The sequence below is a fragment of the Corynebacterium uberis genome, from assembly GCF_020616335.1.
Lineage (GTDB): Bacteria > Actinomycetota > Actinomycetes > Mycobacteriales > Mycobacteriaceae > Corynebacterium > Corynebacterium uberis.
Map to the genome: position 1 here is coordinate 1,394,316 of NZ_CP085051.1, position 16,033 is coordinate 1,410,348.

General features: G+C 65.2%; 14 protein-coding genes, 7 tRNA genes and 1 pseudogene. 11 read left to right on the forward strand and 11 right to left on the reverse strand.

Annotation, left to right across the window (positions count from 1 at the left end; genetic code table 11):
• Positions 1–186: 186 nt before the first annotated feature.
• The 4 genes from LH390_RS06455 to LH390_RS06470 all read right to left on the reverse strand — a co-directional run bounded on the left by LH390_RS06455 (position 187) and on the right by LH390_RS06470 (position 3,222).
• The gene (locus LH390_RS06455; protein ID WP_274709624.1) at positions 187–1,353 is read right to left on the reverse strand and encodes a Dyp-type peroxidase; all 1,167 of its coding nucleotides are present in this window, start codon (positions 1,351–1,353) and stop codon (positions 187–189) included.
• Positions 1,354–1,506: 153 nt separating this feature from the next.
• A complete protein-coding gene (locus tag LH390_RS06460; RefSeq protein WP_227282080.1) occupies positions 1,507–2,202 on the reverse strand; it encodes a copper chaperone PCu(A)C in 696 nt (231 codons plus the stop codon).
• Positions 2,203–2,217: 15 nt separating this feature from the next.
• Entirely contained in the window at positions 2,218–2,724 is a 507-nt protein-coding gene (locus LH390_RS06465; protein WP_227282079.1) for a copper resistance CopC family protein, read from the reverse strand.
• 423 nt (positions 2,725–3,147) lie between these two features.
• A tRNA-Val gene (locus LH390_RS06470) sits at positions 3,148–3,222 on the reverse strand.
• A 410-nt stretch (positions 3,223–3,632) separates the two neighbouring features.
• On the opposite strand from LH390_RS06470, the gene LH390_RS06475 reads away from it, so the two are divergent.
• From LH390_RS06475 to msrB, 9 genes and pseudogenes are all read left to right on the forward strand, one after another.
• Positions 3,633–3,708: transfer RNA gene (locus tag LH390_RS06475), tRNA-Gly, on the forward strand.
• Between the two features lie 29 nt (positions 3,709–3,737).
• Positions 3,738–3,809, forward strand: a tRNA-Val gene (locus tag LH390_RS06480).
• A 34-nt stretch (positions 3,810–3,843) separates the two neighbouring features.
• Positions 3,844–3,916, forward strand: a tRNA-Gly gene (locus tag LH390_RS06485).
• A gap of 32 nt (positions 3,917–3,948) precedes the next feature.
• Positions 3,949–4,022: transfer RNA gene (locus LH390_RS06490), tRNA-Cys, on the forward strand.
• Between the two features lie 35 nt (positions 4,023–4,057).
• Positions 4,058–4,129 (forward strand) — tRNA-Val (locus LH390_RS06495).
• Between the two features lie 34 nt (positions 4,130–4,163).
• A tRNA-Gly gene (locus LH390_RS06500) sits at positions 4,164–4,236 on the forward strand.
• 62 nt (positions 4,237–4,298) lie between these two features.
• The gene (locus LH390_RS06505; protein WP_227282078.1) at positions 4,299–5,009 is read left to right on the forward strand and encodes a dihydrofolate reductase family protein; all 711 of its coding nucleotides are present in this window, start codon (positions 4,299–4,301) and stop codon (positions 5,007–5,009) included.
• A 37-nt stretch (positions 5,010–5,046) separates the two neighbouring features.
• Positions 5,047–6,456, forward strand: coding sequence for a glycosyltransferase family 87 protein (locus LH390_RS06510; RefSeq protein WP_227282077.1), 1,410 nt, complete (start codon positions 5,047–5,049; stop codon positions 6,454–6,456).
• Positions 6,453–6,842 (forward strand): annotated as a pseudogene (gene msrB, locus LH390_RS06515) (peptide-methionine (R)-S-oxide reductase MsrB); the annotation flags it as partial. The gene LH390_RS06510 and the pseudogene msrB, both read left to right, overlap by 4 nt.
• 110 nt (positions 6,843–6,952) lie before the next feature.
• On the opposite strand, the gene hemQ reads toward msrB, so the two are convergent.
• Positions 6,953–7,654 (reverse strand): hydrogen peroxide-dependent heme synthase, encoded by a 702-nt coding sequence (gene hemQ, locus LH390_RS06520; RefSeq protein WP_227282076.1) that lies wholly within the window; start codon positions 7,652–7,654, stop codon positions 6,953–6,955.
• Positions 7,655–7,998: 344 nt separating this feature from the next.
• Here hemQ and LH390_RS06525 point away from each other — a divergent pair, with 344 nt between their 5' ends.
• Both LH390_RS06525 and LH390_RS06530 read left to right on the forward strand, forming a co-directional pair.
• Positions 7,999–8,565 (forward strand): DUF3000 domain-containing protein, encoded by a 567-nt coding sequence (locus tag LH390_RS06525; protein ID WP_399524483.1) that lies wholly within the window; start codon positions 7,999–8,001, stop codon positions 8,563–8,565.
• 56 nt (positions 8,566–8,621) lie between these two features.
• Positions 8,622–9,944 carry an HRDC domain-containing protein gene (locus LH390_RS06530; RefSeq protein ID WP_227282074.1) on the forward strand — a complete coding sequence of 441 codons (1,323 nt, stop codon included), beginning with the start codon at positions 8,622–8,624 and terminating at the stop codon, positions 9,942–9,944.
• Here the strand turns inward: LH390_RS06530 and dxs are convergent.
• The 6 genes from dxs to LH390_RS11585 form a co-directional block, all read right to left on the reverse strand.
• Positions 9,941–11,827: a 1-deoxy-D-xylulose-5-phosphate synthase gene (gene dxs, locus LH390_RS06535; RefSeq protein WP_227282073.1), complete on the reverse strand. Its 1,887-nt coding sequence runs from the start codon at positions 11,825–11,827 to the stop codon at positions 9,941–9,943. The two genes, LH390_RS06530 and dxs, sit on opposite strands and share 4 nt — an antisense overlap.
• Positions 11,828–11,981: 154 nt before the next feature.
• Positions 11,982–13,238 carry a class I SAM-dependent RNA methyltransferase gene (locus LH390_RS06540; protein ID WP_227282072.1) on the reverse strand — a complete coding sequence of 419 codons (1,257 nt, stop codon included), beginning with the start codon at positions 13,236–13,238 and terminating at the stop codon, positions 11,982–11,984.
• A complete protein-coding gene (locus LH390_RS06545; RefSeq protein WP_227282596.1) occupies positions 13,225–13,929 on the reverse strand; it encodes a DUF3159 domain-containing protein in 705 nt (234 codons plus the stop codon). Before LH390_RS06545 ends, LH390_RS06540 begins: the two co-directional genes overlap by 14 nt.
• Positions 13,930–14,305: 376 nt before the next feature.
• The gene (locus LH390_RS06550; protein WP_227282071.1) at positions 14,306–15,169 is read right to left on the reverse strand and encodes a DUF3710 domain-containing protein; all 864 of its coding nucleotides are present in this window, start codon (positions 15,167–15,169) and stop codon (positions 14,306–14,308) included.
• Positions 15,170–15,345: 176 nt separating this feature from the next.
• Positions 15,346–15,774, reverse strand: coding sequence for a dUTP diphosphatase (dut, locus tag LH390_RS06555; protein WP_227282595.1), 429 nt, complete (start codon positions 15,772–15,774; stop codon positions 15,346–15,348).
• 103 nt (positions 15,775–15,877) lie between these two features.
• Positions 15,878–16,006, reverse strand: a complete 129-nt coding sequence (locus LH390_RS11585; protein WP_269961607.1) for a hypothetical protein — start codon at positions 16,004–16,006, stop codon at positions 15,878–15,880.
• Positions 16,007–16,033: the final 27 nt, after the last annotated feature.

The window sequence follows — 16,033 nt, forward strand, 5'->3', positions numbered from 1 at the left end:
TTTGCGCTTGGGTGGGGACGGCGGCATACCGGGCCGCAATCACCCACGTGTGGTCGCACGACAATACTGTTCGCGGGCACGCGCGGCATGCACCCATGGCATGGCAGGACCGAGGTGCCGGAGCCACGCACAGATGCTGCCTGGTGCACGCACCCGACAGTCGTGCGTCGATCTTACTCGGTCCGACTAGCCTTCCAGCAGCCCGGCTCCCCAGTAGGCGTCCCGCCCGGGATCACTCGCGCTGACCCCCGGGGTGACAAAGTAGACCGCCGAGCCGATGTGGGTAATCCACTCATTGAGCCGATCGGCCTGATCCAGGCGCCGCTGAATGGGAATGAACTGACGCGTGGGATCCTTTTGGAAGCAGATGAAAATCTGCCCCGTGTTCGAGGTCGCCCCGGTGGCGGGGTCCGGCTGAATATCCCAGTTAAACGGGCGGCGCAGGATCCGCTGTTCCGGGTGGTCGGCAGGAGGGGTTGCCCGCGCCATGTGGCTGTTGGGGTCAATGAGGGTCAACCCGGAGGCGTCCGCGGCCTGGAAGTCCGCGGGGGTGAACTCATCCCCACCGGACAGCGGGGCGCCGTGGACGAGGTCACGGCCAACCACTACTTCACGGGAAGGCCGATCCAGGATCTCCCAGGTGTCCTGATTCATGAAAATGCGGCGCACCACCATGGCCGTGCCGCCGCGCGCCCAGGCGGGCCCCTGGTCGATCCACACCTGCTGGGCAAATTCCTCGTCGGTATGCGGGTTGACGGTGCCGTCCTTCTGCCCAAAGAGATTTCGCGCGGTCTGCCCACGGCCAACGCCGTCCGCGTGGAGGAATCCCTGCTGGAGCCACCCGGTGGTCACGTATTCCTTGCCGGACCGGATCATGTGGCGCATGGCGTGGGCCACCCCCAGGGGATCATCCCCACAGATCTGCAGCACCAGATCCGACTGACCCCACTGCGGATCGAGCTTGTCGTGGGCGAACGCCGGGATGGGGGCGAGCCAGGAGGGGCGCTGCTTGGTAAGCCCCGCGACGTCGAAAAGCCGCGGCCCAAAGCCACAGGTGATGGTCAAGTTTGCGGGGCTGGTGGTCAGCTCCGGTTCGAGGCTTCCCACCGGGGTGTTGCCCGTGCATAGCGCGCGCGCATCCTCGGTCCACAGTCGCATGAGGCGCTTGATGCCCGCACGGTCGACCCCCTCGTGGAAATTGAACGCCAAAAGGTTGACGTGTGCCTGGGACGGCGTTTGCACGCCCGCCTGGTGGACGCCGTCGAAGGGCACCTGCTGATCGGCAAGCCAGGCGTCATCGTGCTGGTCCTGGCCGTCATCGTGCTGGGGGCTCGCACACGCGCTCACCGCCATTCCTCCAACCCCCGTAGCCGCAGAGGCGGCAAGGAAACCACGCCGGGAAACGGTGTGGTGCTTCGCGGGTTCGATATGACGGTGGGTGCTCACGGGTACGAGTGTCCTTTCACAGCGGAGACGACGGATGTCGGGGGCTAAGTACGCCAGCTTTTAGTGCTGGTGCTCCGCGTGCTCGCCCTGATCCTTCATGTCATGCCCCTTCATGTCATGGCCATTCATGTCGTGGCCCTTCATGCCGTGATCACCGTGCTCGCCGGCCTTGTCCGCACCACCGTGATCCAGGTCCCCGTAGTTCTCCTCGCCAGCGGCGATGACACGCACCGGAACCTCCGGCACCTCCACCTCGCCGGCATCCGTGGTCAGGGTGAGGGTCACCGTGTCGCCGGAGGCCACCGGGTGCGCATAGCCCATGATCATCATGTGGTCGGCGCCCGGCGCAAGCTCATAAGTGCCGTTGGCGGGCACCACAAAGCCGCCGGGCTTTTCCTGCATGACGCCGTTGACAACCTCGTGCAGCTGGTAGGTAGCCGTACCCAGCGAGCTGGTCAGCCCCGTGATGCGGACGTCCTTATCCGTGTGGTTGACCAGGGTGCCAAAAACCGCGGTCATGTCATTGTCCGTGCCCTTAGCGCGTACGACGCCGCGCTCAAAGGTCACCATCGAATCGTTGTGCTCGCCTGCCGCGTTGCTCGTCGTCTTCGGTGCGGCCGCCGTGGGGTTGGCGGCAGGACTGGTGTTGGTGGACGGCTGCTCGTCGGGCGAGCAGGCGGCCAGGCCGGCACCCACCAGCACGGTCGCACACAAGACACCAAGCGCGGTGGAACCCTTACGTACATTCACAGACATTGTCAAAGCCCTTTTCTAGTGTTGTTCTTGCTGATTCTGACGCCGTTGCCGCCACACCCATCCGCCGGCAAGCGCTGCGACTACGGCCACCACGCCCGCGGCTACCGCAGCCACCGTCGCCGCCGTGGCGCCGGATTCCGACGCCCCCTCGGCGGACGGAGCAGCTGCCGAGTCGGCGGACTGCGCCGCGGCGGAGCCAGGCTCACCCGCAACGCTAAAGGTGGTCATACCGCGGGTCGCATGCCCGTCGGAGGACGTGATCTGAAAACCGATGGTGTAGTCGCCTGGCCCCGGGTTGAGATCCGTGGGGAGCTCAACGCTGACATCGCGCCCCCGCAAAGTCGGCTCACCCCGGAAGAGAATCTCCCCTCCTCCTGTCCGCGACACCGCCACGGTATTGAAGGTGTCACGCGGAATGCCGGAAAAGGTCAGAGTGATCTGGTGGGGAAACTGCGCAACGGTGGCCCCTACTCCGGGCTCGGCACTGATGACTACGTCATGTGCCTGGGCAAGAGGCGCCACGGTACTAAGCATAAATAAGCCCCCTGCCATGACACAGCCAAGCCGTGCACGTGTGCGCTGTGGCACGCTGTCTCACCTCACTTTTCTTCACGCCGGACAGCTGGCGCTTAGGTAGCAACCGGGAACATCCCGATGCTCGCATCTGCCATTGTCCACCGAGCGGGCCTATGAAGGCCAACCCGGGCGTGACCCCAGGCGAATTACCGGGCATGGCGCCATGCCCGGTACTGGAGTAGTCGACACAATCGGCCAAGTAGTTCCCCAGTTGCCAGGCGAGCGCACTCCCACCTGGGCACTAACGGTATGAGCCCCCTGCGGGCAGCAACGGTGCGCGCAGGCAAACGGCGTGCGCCTTTAGCCTTTAAGCCCTGCATCCCCCACCGGAAATGCAAAAAGACGGGAACACTAAGTGTTCCCGTCATGTGGTGGTCCCAGCTGGGATCGAACCAGCGACCTTTCCGGTGTGAACGGAACGCTCTTCCACTGAGCCATGGGACCGCATCCAAACCGTGCCGCGATCAAGCACTTCATGCGGCCGGTGGTGCGGGATTCAAGGTAGCACGGAGGCGCTCCCACCGCGAAATCCGCTGGTCTTTGCCCCGGCGAGGACCCGCATAGCCCCTTCGCAGGGCTTTCCCGGGTAGGGGCGGCGTCTCACCTTGCCGCGGCATCGAAGCACTACCGACGCACTAACGACGCCACCGCCACCCCCCGGCACGCCCGCAGCAGCAGTGCCGTCACACCCATTCCCGCCGCGCCCATGCCGGCCCGCACAGGGTCCTCGCGCCCCCGCCGTTCACCCCCGCGCTGGGGAGGAACCCAGGCGATTTGTACCGATTGGTGGAGTCAGGCTAAAGTTTGTCAACGCACAACGGCCTTGAGCTTTTTGCCTTATAGGCCAGGTGCGTGCGGATGTAGCGCAGTTGGTAGCGCATCACCTTGCCAAGGTGAGGGTCGCGAGTTCGAGTCTCGTCATCCGCTCCAGGTTATCGCCCTTGTTGGTGGTTTCCCCGGCGCGATTAGCTCAGCGGGAGAGCGCTTCCCTGACACGGAAGAGGTCACTGGTTCAATCCCAGTATCGCGCACGGATCATTCCGGTTGTTGCCGGGATTATCTTTTGCGGATGTAGCGCAGTTGGTAGCGCATCACCTTGCCAAGGTGAGGGTCGCGAGTTCGAGTCTCGTCATCCGCTCTGGCACTGAGTGCCCGAGGCGGTAACGCCACGGTGGAATGGCCGAGTGGTGAGGCAACGGTCTGCAAAACCGTGCACACGGGTTCGATTCCCGTTTCCACCTCCACGATTGTCGTGTCACACCAGGCACGGGCAATGCGAGCGCGTTTAGCTCAGCGGGAGAGCGCTTCCCTGACACGGAAGAGGTCACTGGTTCAATCCCAGTATCGCGCACGGATCATTCCGGTTGTTGCCGGGATTATCTTTTGCGGATGTAGCGCAGTTGGTAGCGCATCACCTTGCCAAGGTGAGGGTCGCGAGTTCGAGTCTCGTCATCCGCTCTCTGTTCTCCACCCCGTACGGCGTGTCCGTCCGGGGTGGAGTTGTTTGTAGGGTGGCAGGCATGTCTGTTGCATTTTGCGTTGATCCGACGGTGGCTGATCTCATCGGCCCGACCGCGCCGGTGGGCCACCCGGAGGTGCGCGCCGTGGCGATCATGGCGGCGACGGGGAGTGCGACTGTGCAGGGCCGCTCTGGCACGTTGGGCACGGCGCGAGATTCGGCCTTGCTTGCGGGTTTGCGTTCCTGGGCCGATGCCATTGTGGTCACGGGGGCGACCGTGCGTAACGAGTCTTATGGGCCGGTGGATGTGCCTGCCCAGGCCCGCCGCGAGCGGGTGGCGCGCGGGCAGCGGGAGCTTCCGGTGCTGTGCGTGGTCTCGCGGAAGCTGGAGTGGGCGAACCTGCCGGCGGGGGTGGTGGTGACGTCGGAGGAGGCGGCGGCGTCGATAAGCGCTGACCGCTTGCGTGCAGACGGGTGGGAGGTGCTGGCGGGGGGCAGCGATCCGATCGCCGCACTGCGGCCGAGCTACCCGCGCATCCTCGTCGAAGGCGGGCCGCACCTGTACGCGGACCTGTTGGCTCGGGAGCTTATCGACGTCTTCCACCTCACCGTCTCCCCTGCACTTCTGCCCAGCGTGGACACTCCCCTGGTCGCCGGCCACGAGCACAAGCCACCGGTGAATCCTGCGCCACGCTGGCGCCTCGATGGGCTCGCCGCCGACGCAGACGCAATGGTCTATGCGCGCTACCGGCGCCCAAACCCCGCCGGGTAACCGACGGGCACAGGGGCGGCAACGTTACCATGTGTGGGTGACCCACGCACCACACACATTGCGCCACCGCCTGTCCCAGACCTGGCAGGCACACGCCCCGCTGTGCTCGGCCGATTCCGGCTGGTCCACCCCCCGGCGCACCCGGATTGACCGCTACGCCAATCCGATAGCCTGGCCGCTTGCCGTATGGACCATCCTGGAGGTGGTGTGCGCCCAGGCCGTCATCGGGTCTCAGACGGATGACTTCACCACCGTCCACTCCGCGGCGCGCCGCATGCTTGAAGGTGTCCCGGTCTACTCCGAGAATTACCGCTTTGTGGACCCGCATTACCTGTACAACCCCGGGGCCACCGCCATCCTGGCCCCGCTTGGTCTTGCCGCAGACGTGCCTACCGCACGGATGATCTTCATCCTCCTCAATGCGGCGTGCATCATCGCAGCCCTTGGGATTCTGGTGCGGCTGTGCGGGTGGGCGTTGCGCAGCTGCGTCTACCCCACCGTGGTGCTGGCTGCCTTCCTGACGGAGTCGGTGCGCAATACGCTGATCTTTTCCAATATCAACGGCGTCCTACTTGCCCTGCTCGCCGGATTCCTCGTGCTCTTCCTCCACCACCGCGACTGGGCTGCCGGCATCCTCATCGGCTTGGCCATTGTGATCAAGCCACAATTCGCCCCGCTGCTGATCCTGCCCGCCATGCGCCTCCAGCTCAAGCCTGTCTTCGCCGGCGTGCTGGTGCCCGTGGGGCTCAATGTGGTGGCGTGGCCCCTCGTCCCCGGGGCAAGCGACTACCTGCACGTGGTCACCCCCTACCTTGGCCAGGTCCGCGACTACGCCAACGCCTCGCTCGCCGGGGTGGCCCAGTACTACGGTATGCCCGCCGCACTACATCTGCTCTTGTGGGCCAGCCTGGCCGGGTCCGTAGCCATCGGGATCATCGGGCTGGCGCGCTGGCGTGACACCGACCCCACCCTGTGGGCAATGACCTCCAGCGGCATCCTGCTCGTCGGCGTGTTTCTTCTGTCCTCGTTGGGCCAAAAGTACTATTCCATGTTCCTGTTCCCGCTGCTGCTCACGGCGCTGATGGGCCGATCGGTCGCACACTCCTGGATGGTCTGGGCCGCCGCCTGGCTCTTCCTCGCCCCGGTTGAACCAGTGTTTGAGAATCATTGGTACATATCACACGTGTTTAATTCACTGGCCGCACCCGTAGGCTGGGCAGGGCTGCTGCTTGCCAGCGCAGCCGTTATCCTCGGATGGTGGTGGGCGGATGCTGCCGGGCCTCACGTCACGCGGCCAGCCGCTGGGGTAGCTGCGGTGACTCCGGCGACTACAGCGACTGCGGGCTCTGCGAGCGCTGTGGGTTCTGCAGGCTCCATGGCAACCGGTGCCCCGAACTCGCCCACCCGCCCCCGCCGCACCACGTCAATCCAGAAAGGAAAGCGATGACCGACTTTCGTCTCATCAGCGATCAGGAATGGCGCCAGCGTTTAAGCGCTGAGGAATACCGCGTCCTGCGTCAGGCCGGAACGGAAGCCCCGTTTAGCGGAGAATACACAGACACCACCACGGCCGGAATCTACCGCTGCCGGGCGTGCAAGGCAGAGCTGTTTCGCTCCACTGAGAAATTCCCCTCCCATTGCGGATGGCCCGCGTTCTTCTCCCCCTTAGCCGGCGAGGCCGTCATCGAGCGCGAAGATCATTCGCTGGGGATGACGCGCACCGAGGTGATCTGCGCCAACTGCGGCTCCCACCTGGGTCACGTTTTCGCCGGTGAGGGCTATGACACCCCCACCGACCTACGCTATTGCATCAACTCCGTGTGCCTCGAGCTTTCCGCTGACGCACCGGATGGCGCCGAGGCGCCGGAAGCGACAAGCACTTCGGGCGCACCGGGCGCACCGGGCGCCTCGGCAGATTCGGGGTTGCCCCCGCAGCGCCGCGCTTAGGGCAGCGCGTTGAGCAGCGTCTGGGCATCCATGATGCGCCGGCCGCTGTAGAACGGAATCTCCTCGCGCACGTGCAGGCGCGCCTCCGTGTAACGCATGTCGTGCATGAGGTCGACGATGCGGCCCATGTCCGAGGCTTCGAAAGCGAGCATCCACTCATAGTCGCCGAGCGCGAAGGCGGTGGTGGTGTTGGCGCGCACGTCCTTGTAGCCGGCGGCTGCGCGGCCGTGCTCGGCCAGGATGCGTCGGCGATCGGTGGGATCTAGGACGTACCAGTCGTAGGAGCGGACGAAGGGGTAGACGGTCATCCATTCTTCCGGCTCCTCGCCCATGATGAAGGACGGCAGGTGTGCCTTGTTGAACTCGGAGGGGCGGTGCACGCCATTTCCGCACCACACCAACTCGCAGACCTGGCCCAGCACGGTGGTGCGGCGGAAATCGTTGAGCGCGGACTGCAGGTCCGAGAACTCAGGCGCGTGCCACCAGATAATAAGGTCCGAGTCCGCCTTGAACCCGGAGGCCAGGTAGACGCCGCGCACGGTGACGGTGCCGGCGGCGGCAAGGTCATCCAGGAACTTCTGGAATTGGGCGGCCACGTCCGTGCGGTCATCCGGCAGGGCTCCCTGCCCAATATGGAACACTGCGTACTGGGTGTACTGCTGATAGTTGTTGAGTTGATCGAGATCCATGTCTGCCATGACGGCGTCGATGTCCTTTCTGGCGAGTGGGAGGCGGTCTCCTCCGCCTCCGCGCGGCGCGGGATGCTGCCATCCCGCGCGGGGTAGTCAACCGGTGCCCGCGGGATGGAAGCACCCCGCCGGCACCGCGTCTCATCCATCATAAGTTTGAACGCACGGGGAGGGGAACCAAGGGTACCCACAGCGGGATGGGGGTTGTCACTTTGCTATGCCAAATATGCTCAGCTTCGGCGCGCCTTCACGCCACGCACAAAGCTAAAGATACGTTTGTGTGCGTGATCCATTCCGATTCGTCCACCACGGCTGCGTCCGCCTCCCGGCGCCGACGCAGCGACGAGGCGGCTGTGCCGGCTGAGTTCTCCGAGGCGGTCGAGTCCATGCACTCGGCGTATATCCGCCCGGAACTGAGCCTGGGAACGATCCGCCCGCCCCAGCGCCTCGCCCCCTTTAGCCACGCCATCGGCCTGGAGGTTGACCACCTACAACCTGAGCTACCTGACCAGATTCCCCCGGACTCGGACGGTGACGCCTTTGGCCGGCTGATCCTCCTGCACGATCCCAAGGCAGAGGACGCCTGGGAGGGATCCATGCGCCTGGTGGCCTACATTCAGGCAGACATGGATGATGAGGTTGCCGCCGATCCCCTCCTGCCGGAGGTGGCCTGGCAATGGCTCACTGAGGCGCTAGAAAAGGAATCGGCAGGCCTGACAAACCTGGGTGGCACCGTCACATCTACCACGTCTGTGCGCTACGGTGACATTGGCGGCCCGCCACGGGCCTATCAGCTTGAGATGCGCGCGTCCTGGACCGCCGATGGTAACGATCTGTCCCCCCACGTTGCTGCCTTTGCCCGCGTGCTGGCCAACGTGGCTGGCCTTCCGCCTGAGGGCGTGACCCAACTCGGGTCCTAGATTCTTCAGGCCATACGCTCAAGCCTGGGTTCATAAAGGAGGAACTCCTCTTCGCGATGGCACGCCGCACGCCCCACTCTTTGCAGTCCAGCGCACAGTCTGGCCCCCGCCCTGCCGCCGACCCTGCTTCGCCGACCCCGGCGACTCCCGCCGCAGAGGTACCCGTGTTGCAGCGGCCCGCCGGCGGCGTGCCGGACGTGGTGGATACCCCGTCGGGGTTTCGTCGGGCTGCCCGCGTGCTCGCCCGGGGGGCGGGTCCGTTTGCCATTGATACCGAGCGGGCCTCCGGCTTCCGCTTCGACGACCGCGCCTTTTTGATTCAGATCAAGCGCCGCGGCGCAGGCACCTTCCTGCTGGCCCCGGAGGGCTACCGCACGGAGCTCAATGCGGCCCTCGCCCCCGTGATCAACGGGCAGGATTGGGTCATTCACGCGGCCGCCTCTGATTTGCCGTCTTTGTCCTGGCTGGGCCTTCATCCGGGGACGCTGTTTGATACGGAGCTGGCGGGGCGCATCGCCGGCTATCCGCGCGTGAATTTGGCGGCGATGACGGAGGCCGTCCTTGGTGTCCGCCTGGAGAAGGGGCACGGGGCCGAGGATTGGTCTACTACTCCCCTGCCGCGCAGCTGGCTGGCGTATGCGGCACTGGACGTGGAGCTGCTTCTTGAGCTTGCCGAGGCGCTTGCAGAAGTACTCGATGAACAAGGCAAGCTCGACTGGGCGTCCCAGGAGTTTGCCAGCCTGGTGGAGCGGCATCGCGATGACGTTCCGCCGCTGCGCCATTGGCGCAATACCCGCGGGGTTTCCACCGTGGTGAGCACCCGCACCCTGGCCATCGTGCGCGAACTGTGGCAGGCGCGCGAGGCGATCGCGGTATATCAGGACCTCTCCCCGTCCGTGTTATTGCCGGACAAAATGATCCTGGCCATCGCCCACGCCGCCCCGCGCACCCCCCGGGAGATGCATGGGATTCCGGGCATGCGCGAGCGCTACCGCAGACACAGCTCGGTGTGGTTGCAGGCGGTGAAGAAGGGCAAGCGGGTTCCGGCCGACCGGTTGCCGCGCAAGGCCCCCAAGGTGCGGTCTTTGCCGGCGGTGTCCGCGTGGCCGCGGCGCAACAGGACGGGTGCGCGGGTGCTGGCCGCGGCGCAACAGGCGTTGGAGGAGTTTTCGCGTTCTCGGGGCATCCCGGTGGAAAACATCATCAAACCCGCTGTGCTGCGCGCAGCTATTTGGGCGGCGACCTATGACAAGGCGCGCACCATCGCCGATGTCGCTGAGCTCATCGCGTTTCTGGATGATCACGACGTGCGCGCGTGGCAGCGCGATATTGCGGTGTCACTCGTCGCGCCGCTGCTGTTTGCTTCTGCCGCCCGCTAGCTTAACCACTGGCTAATCGACGCCGCGATGGTTGCGGCATCCATCCCCATCTCCGCGAGCAGTTCCGAGCGCGAGGCGTGCTGGGGAAACTCGTCAGGAAAGGCGATGTGCCGGATAGGAACATCGCAGCCGGCGGCGCTGAGCGTTTCTGCAATCAGTGAGCCAATTCCGCCGCGGATGATCCCGTCTTCCACGGTGACCACCATGCGTGCGGTGCGGGCCAGCTCGACCACGCTGCCTGGCACGGGGCTGACCCAGCGTGGGTCGATGACGGCCGTAGGGGTGCCGGCGGTGTTGAGCTCCGCGGCGGCATCCATCGCTGCCTGGACGAGCGCCCCGACCCCGATGATGAGCACGGGCGCGGTTTCTTCGGTGTCGGCGGCAGCGGGTTCGACCATGATGTCTACTCCGTCGTCGGTTCGCCGCAGCGCCTGGGTGTCGGCGGGGCGGTCGCCCTTGGGGAAGCGCACCACGCTCGGGGCGTCGGCGATGCGCCAGCTTTCTTGCAGCAGCTCGCGCAGCTGGGCGCCGTCGCGGGGGGCGGCGACGTGCATGCCTGGCACCAGGGAGGTGATGGCAAGATCCCACACACCGTTGTGGCTGGGCCCGTCGGATCCGGTGATGCCCGAGCGGTCCAGGACGAGCGTGACGGGCAATTTGAGCAGCGCCACGTCCATGAGCATCTGGTCAAAGGCCCTATTGAGGAAGGTGGAGTAGAGCGCGACCACCGGGTGCAGGCCACCCAAGGCCAGACCTGCAGCCGAGGTCAGGGCGTGCTGTTCGGCGATTCCTACGTCAAAGAAGCGGTCCGGGTAGCGCTCCGCAAAGGGCGACAGTCCCGTCGGGCCCGCCATCGCTGCGGTGATGGCCACGATGTCTTCGCGCTCCTGGGCCACGTCGAGCAGTTCTTCGGAGAAGACGGACGTCCAGCTTGGGCCGGCCTGGCTGATGGCCTTTCCGGTGGTGGGGTCAATAACCCCCGTGGAGTGCATGAGGTCCACGGATTCGGTGGCTGCCGGGGCGAAACCGCGGCCCTTCTCGGTGACTACGTGCACGATGATCGGCCCGTCGAAGTCCCGCGCGTAGGTCAGGGAGTTTTCCAGCGCCCTGAGGTTGTGCCCGTTGACCGGGCCCACGTACTTCATCCCCAGTTCGGGGAACATCTCGGTGGGTAGCACCGAGGATTTCACGCCTTCTTTGAAGGCGTGCAGCGCCTCAAAGGTGCGTTCGCCTACCCAGCCCATGGATTTCAGGGTGGATTTACCCTGCTCCATGACTCTGTCATAGGTGTGCATCATGCGCAGGTCAGCAAGGTTGTTGGCAAAGCCGCCGATGGTCGGTGAATAGCTTCTGCCGTTGTCGTTGACCACGATGACCACGTTGCGGTGCGGGTCGGCGGCGATGTTGTTCAGCGCCTCCCAGCACATCCCGCCAGTCATGGCGCCATCGCCGACGATCGCCACGACGTTGCGGTCCCGCTGTCCCGACAGCACGAAGGACTTGGACAGGCCATCGGCGATAGACAGCGCGGCAGAGGCGTGCGAGGACTCCGTCCAGTCGTGCTCGCTTTCTGAGCGATCCGTGTACCCGGACAGCCCGCCACGCTTGCGCAGGGTATCAAACTTGTCCGCCCGGCCGGTCAGGATCTTATGCACGTAGGACTGGTGCGAGGTGTCAAAGATGAGCGGATCGTGCGGAGACGCAAAAACCCAGTGCAGGGCGACGGACAATTCCACCACACCCAGGTTGGGGCCCAGGTGCCCGCCGGTGGCCGAGACCTTGGAAATCAGGAATTGCCTGATCTCCTCACACAGCTGCTCACGCTGGGCAAACCCCAGAGCCTTGAGGTCGGCGGGTGAAGACACGTTGCGGAGAATACCCATGGACTTGTTTTACGACTCCTTCGCTTGCCGTGGCCCGTGGCACGCCGCCGCCCGCCTCGGGCGCGACCTGCCCGCCCAGGAGGCCCCGGGCGAGGAGGGCAACTTCCGCTAGATTCTACGCGGTTGCGCGCCTACTCAAGAACTACGGTCGGCCTCATTTATGCGCCGCGGTCGCCGCGGGGACGAGGAGTACCAGTACCTCAAAGTGGTGGGTGCCGGGGAAGGCGTCGATAAGCTGCATCTGTGCCACCGTCATCCCTTGAGCAGACCAATAGCCCAGGTCACGGGCCAGCGTCGCGGGATCGCAGCCGATGTGCACGACGGCCCGCGGGCGCGCCTGCGCCACCTGTGCGATCACGGCAGCGCCCGCGCCCGAGCGCGGCGGATCAAGAATCACGGCGTCCGGGCGCGGCAGCTGGGACACCGCCGCATCGACCCGCGCATTGACCATGGTCACGCCCTCCGGCCAGGAATGAGCCTGGCCAGAAGCCGCGGCAGAATAATCCACCGAATAGATCTGCGCGTCGGCGCCCAGCACGTCGCGCAACGTGGGAATGAACAAGCCGACGCCGCCGTAGAGATCCCAGCCGACGGGGCTGGCCTGGGTGTTTTCGCTGAAGTAGCGCTCGAGTCCCTGGCGCAGCAACCCGGCGACAGCCTCCGCGTAGGCGCCGGGTGCGGCAACATGGGCCTGCCAAAAGGCCGTCGCGGGGAAGCGGAACGTGGTCGCGCCCACCGTCTGGGTGACCGTCCCGCTGCCTTCGATCAGGCCGGTCGTCTTTTCCGTTCGCCGCCCTCGTGCAGCCGCGCGCGCCTCAAGCACATGCCGCTCGCCGGCATCATCCATGACGGCAATGACTTCCGCTCCCGGGGTAAAACGGCGCGCGTCCTCCCCCACGATCCCGCGCGCTAAGCCGGGCACCAATTGGCTGCACGCCACATCCGTGACCACCGCGGTGGACTGCGCCTTGCGCGTACCGGCTCTGCCCTGCTTATCGACGCCCAGCCGCGCACGCGAGCGCCACCCGCTCACCGGCTCCAGGGTGCGCAGCGTCGGCTCCGGCAGCCCCTCCAGCGCCCCGATGCGCCCGAGCTGGTCGCGCAAGATCCCAGCTTTGAGCTCCAGCTCCTTGTCCGGACGCACCGCAGAAAAGTCGCAGCACCCGGCACCGGCTGCGGCCGCAGGGCAGCGCTCCTCACCGCGGAGCTCCGAGGGCTGCTCAACGGCTACTGCCGTCGCCTCCCAGAAGCGCTTCTTCTTCTTGTGCACGGCGATGGTGACCACATCGCCGGGGAAGGCTCCTGCGACAAAGACCACGCGGGCGTCGATAAGCGCAATCCCTCTGCCGCCGTGGGCCATCCGCTCGATGCGAACCCCGGATATGGTCTCACGGGTATCAGTGGGAATCATCGGTATCTCCTTGTCGCCGCCCCTGCGGGAGGCCTTGCTGTGCTGGATGTTTGGGTGCCTGCTCGGCTTCTGGCTCGGCTTCTGGCTGGGCTTCTTGCTGAGCTTCTTCCGCGGGCGACGGCTGCGCGGCAACCAGCGCATCGGCGCGACGCACCAGAATCACCGTCACAACAGTCACCACCGCCGTCAGTGGCCACCCCATCAGAATCCTCGCCACCGCCAACTGGGTGGTGCCATCGTGGCCATAAAAGTAATGCTGCACCACAAAACGGGCGGCAAAAACAACGGCCCACCCCAGCGTCGCCCACGCATAACACCGCCGCGCAGCAGGGACTCCGCGCCAAGACATCGAGTCCCCATTAACGCCCTTCCAAATCACCCCGACAATTGGCCACCGCACCACCACGGACACCACACTCACGCAGGCGAAAAGCAGCGACATCCAGATCCCGTAGAGGAAATAGCCCTTGGCATCCCCCATCTTCCACGCAATTGCGGCACAAATGGCCACCCCAATGAAACCGGAAATTGCCGGTTGCACCGACTCCTTGCGCACCAGCCGCCACACGAACACCGCGGCGGCGACTCCCAAGGCGGCAAGCAGCGCTGGCACAAGACCCTTCCAAGCGTTGATAGGAACCAACACCAGCACCGGCAACGTGGAAGACACCAGCCCGGTCAGCCCTCCCATCTGTTCGAGCAGGGTCGGGTCGCTTACCTCGGTGTCTGCGGCGGCCGCCCCCTCGGGCGTTGCTGCTGGTGGCGTTCGAGGGGCATCACTGTGATCGGCGGGCAGGCCAGATGACGTCACGTCCGGATTCCTTTACTGGTGGGGCACGGGGCAACTATGAAAGGGCATGCGGCGGTGCCCCCTCGCCACGCTGCGTGGGCTTTAGTGCTCGTGCGAAGCAGAAGGGCTCGCGCCCTCTTGCACGACACTGGGTGTGCGTTAGCTTACAGCGCGGCCACCGCACGACCACCGCGCGGGAGAACTGGGCTGGAGCAAGCCAGCAGATGCACACCAGCTGACACAGGCCAAGCGGGGCCTGCGGGGCGCCGCAGCGTACTTAGGATGCCGAGGGGCCGATTTGCGGCTGCCCCGGCGCAGGCGCCTGCTCGGGCTGCTGTTGCTGCTGTTGCTGCTGGGCCGCGCGCTGCTGGAGCGCCTGATTAACCTGCTCGACCAGCTGCTGCGGCAACGTCACCGGCAGCGAATTGCCTGCAAGGATCGGGTCGTCCCCGCGATACACAAAGGTCCGGGCCACAAGCTGGCGGCCCTGCTCAGTCAGCTCATCAGCCATCTCCAGGGGGCCCGCCAGCGTGAAGCGCAACATCCATCGCGGCCCGTCCGCGCCGATCAGGCGAATGATTCCGGCGGTGCCGCGGGCAACAACCTCGCGGCCCCAAGGCCCATCTTCGATCTGCGGGTTCAGACCATCTTCGGTCATCTTCTCCATGATCTCGCTGACGGCCTGACGCCACTGCGCGGTCGAGGTGGGCGCAGCGAACGCCACCGGCGTGATGCGCCCGTAGCGGGTGACCACGTGGAGCATCCGCGGGCCCTCCTCCCCCATCTCCACCTGAATCTGGGATTCCTTGGGCAGGGGTAGCTTGAGCGAGCCTAGGTTGAGCACGCCGTTGGAAAAGTCAGAGAAGTCAAAGTCCTCGATGGCCACCTGGTCACCATCGAAGGGGCCAGTCGTGCCGTTGACGGCATCGTGGGTGACGGCAGGCTCTTCCTCTGCTCCGGGCTGTCCATCTTGTGCTGCGGACGCTGCCACGGCGGAGTCATTGTCCGCATAGCCGGTGTGGGCATTGTGCGCGCTATTGTCCGCGCTGCTGGAACCGTCCTGCTCGTATTCGTTTGGTGCAGCTACAGCCTCATCATTGCCGTCTGCCTTATCTTTCTTTCCAAATGGCCACAGTCCCATGGCACTCCACTCCCTTTCCTATCAGTACCGCCCTTCCCGCCCCGACTACTGCGGGGGGCGGGCGCCACCAACGTGCGGGGCACGGTGGCTTGCGGGTACGCCTGTTCGCTCACCCGCTGGGGCCCATGATTCACGGATGAACACGGTTGCGGGAAAAACGATACCCGCCAGCAGTCTTATTGCACACCTGTAGAGCCGTGACCGCCCTCACCGCGTTCGGTGCTATCTAACTGACTAACCTCACCGAAGGTGGCAAATTCCACTTTCTGGATAAGCAATTGCGCAATCCGGCTTCCGGCAGGCAACGTCACCGGCGTTTCCGGATCAAGGTTAATCAAACAGACCTTTATCTCGCCCCGATATCCGGCGTCGATTGTCCCCGGCGTGTTGACTATGCTCACGCCCTGGCGCGCAGCGAGGCCTGAGCGCGGATGGACCAGGCCAACTGTCCCCTCGGGCAAAGCCAGGGCGATTCCCGTGGGGACCAATACGCGCTGACCAGGCTCGAGGTGAACATCTTCTACACAGCGCAGATCGGCCCCAGCATCATCAGGGTGCGCGCGCTGCGGCAGCTGCGCCTTCGGATGCAGCAGCCGGACCGACACGTGCGGTGCCGCAACACCTGCCCCGGCGAAACCTGGTTCGGCTTCGGGGTCTGAAACGGCGGAGGCGGGTTGGTGATCATGTTCAAGGTTCACGGCGCCCACACTACGTCAGCACCGTGGAGTGCAGGAAGAATCCCACCTCAGCCCCGGGGATGTCCACGCCGAGTTGTCGCGTGCCGTAGACTTGGCCGATGTGGTTGAAAAAGGTTCTGTAGGCGGTGACGCCGCGCACGAGGCCCAGCCTTCCCAACCGTCACAG

Bases quoted from the DNA above. Each gene is read 5' to 3' on its own strand.
- LH390_RS06455 (WP_274709624.1), bottom strand. From the start codon at position 1,353: ATGGCGGTGAGCGCGTGTGCGAGCCCCCAGCACGATGACGGCCAGGAC.
- LH390_RS06460 (WP_227282080.1), bottom strand. From the start codon at position 2,202: ATGTCTGTGAATGTACGTAAGGGTTCCACCGCGCTTGGTGTCTTGTGT.
- LH390_RS06505 (WP_227282078.1), top strand. From the start codon at position 4,299: ATGTCTGTTGCATTTTGCGTTGATCCGACGGTGGCTGATCTCATCGGC.
- hemQ (WP_227282076.1), bottom strand. From the start codon at position 7,654: ATGGCAGACATGGATCTCGATCAACTCAACAACTATCAGCAGTACACC.
- LH390_RS06530 (WP_227282074.1), top strand. From the start codon at position 8,622: ATGGCACGCCGCACGCCCCACTCTTTGCAGTCCAGCGCACAGTCTGGC.
- dxs (WP_227282073.1), bottom strand. From the start codon at position 11,827: ATGGGTATTCTCCGCAACGTGTCTTCACCCGCCGACCTCAAGGCTCTG.
- LH390_RS06540 (WP_227282072.1), bottom strand. From the start codon at position 13,238: ATGATTCCCACTGATACCCGTGAGACCATATCCGGGGTTCGCATCGAG.
- LH390_RS06545 (WP_227282596.1), bottom strand. From the start codon at position 13,929: ATGGGAGGGCTGACCGGGCTGGTGTCTTCCACGTTGCCGGTGCTGGTG.
- LH390_RS06550 (WP_227282071.1), bottom strand. From the start codon at position 15,169: ATGGGACTGTGGCCATTTGGAAAGAAAGATAAGGCAGACGGCAATGAT.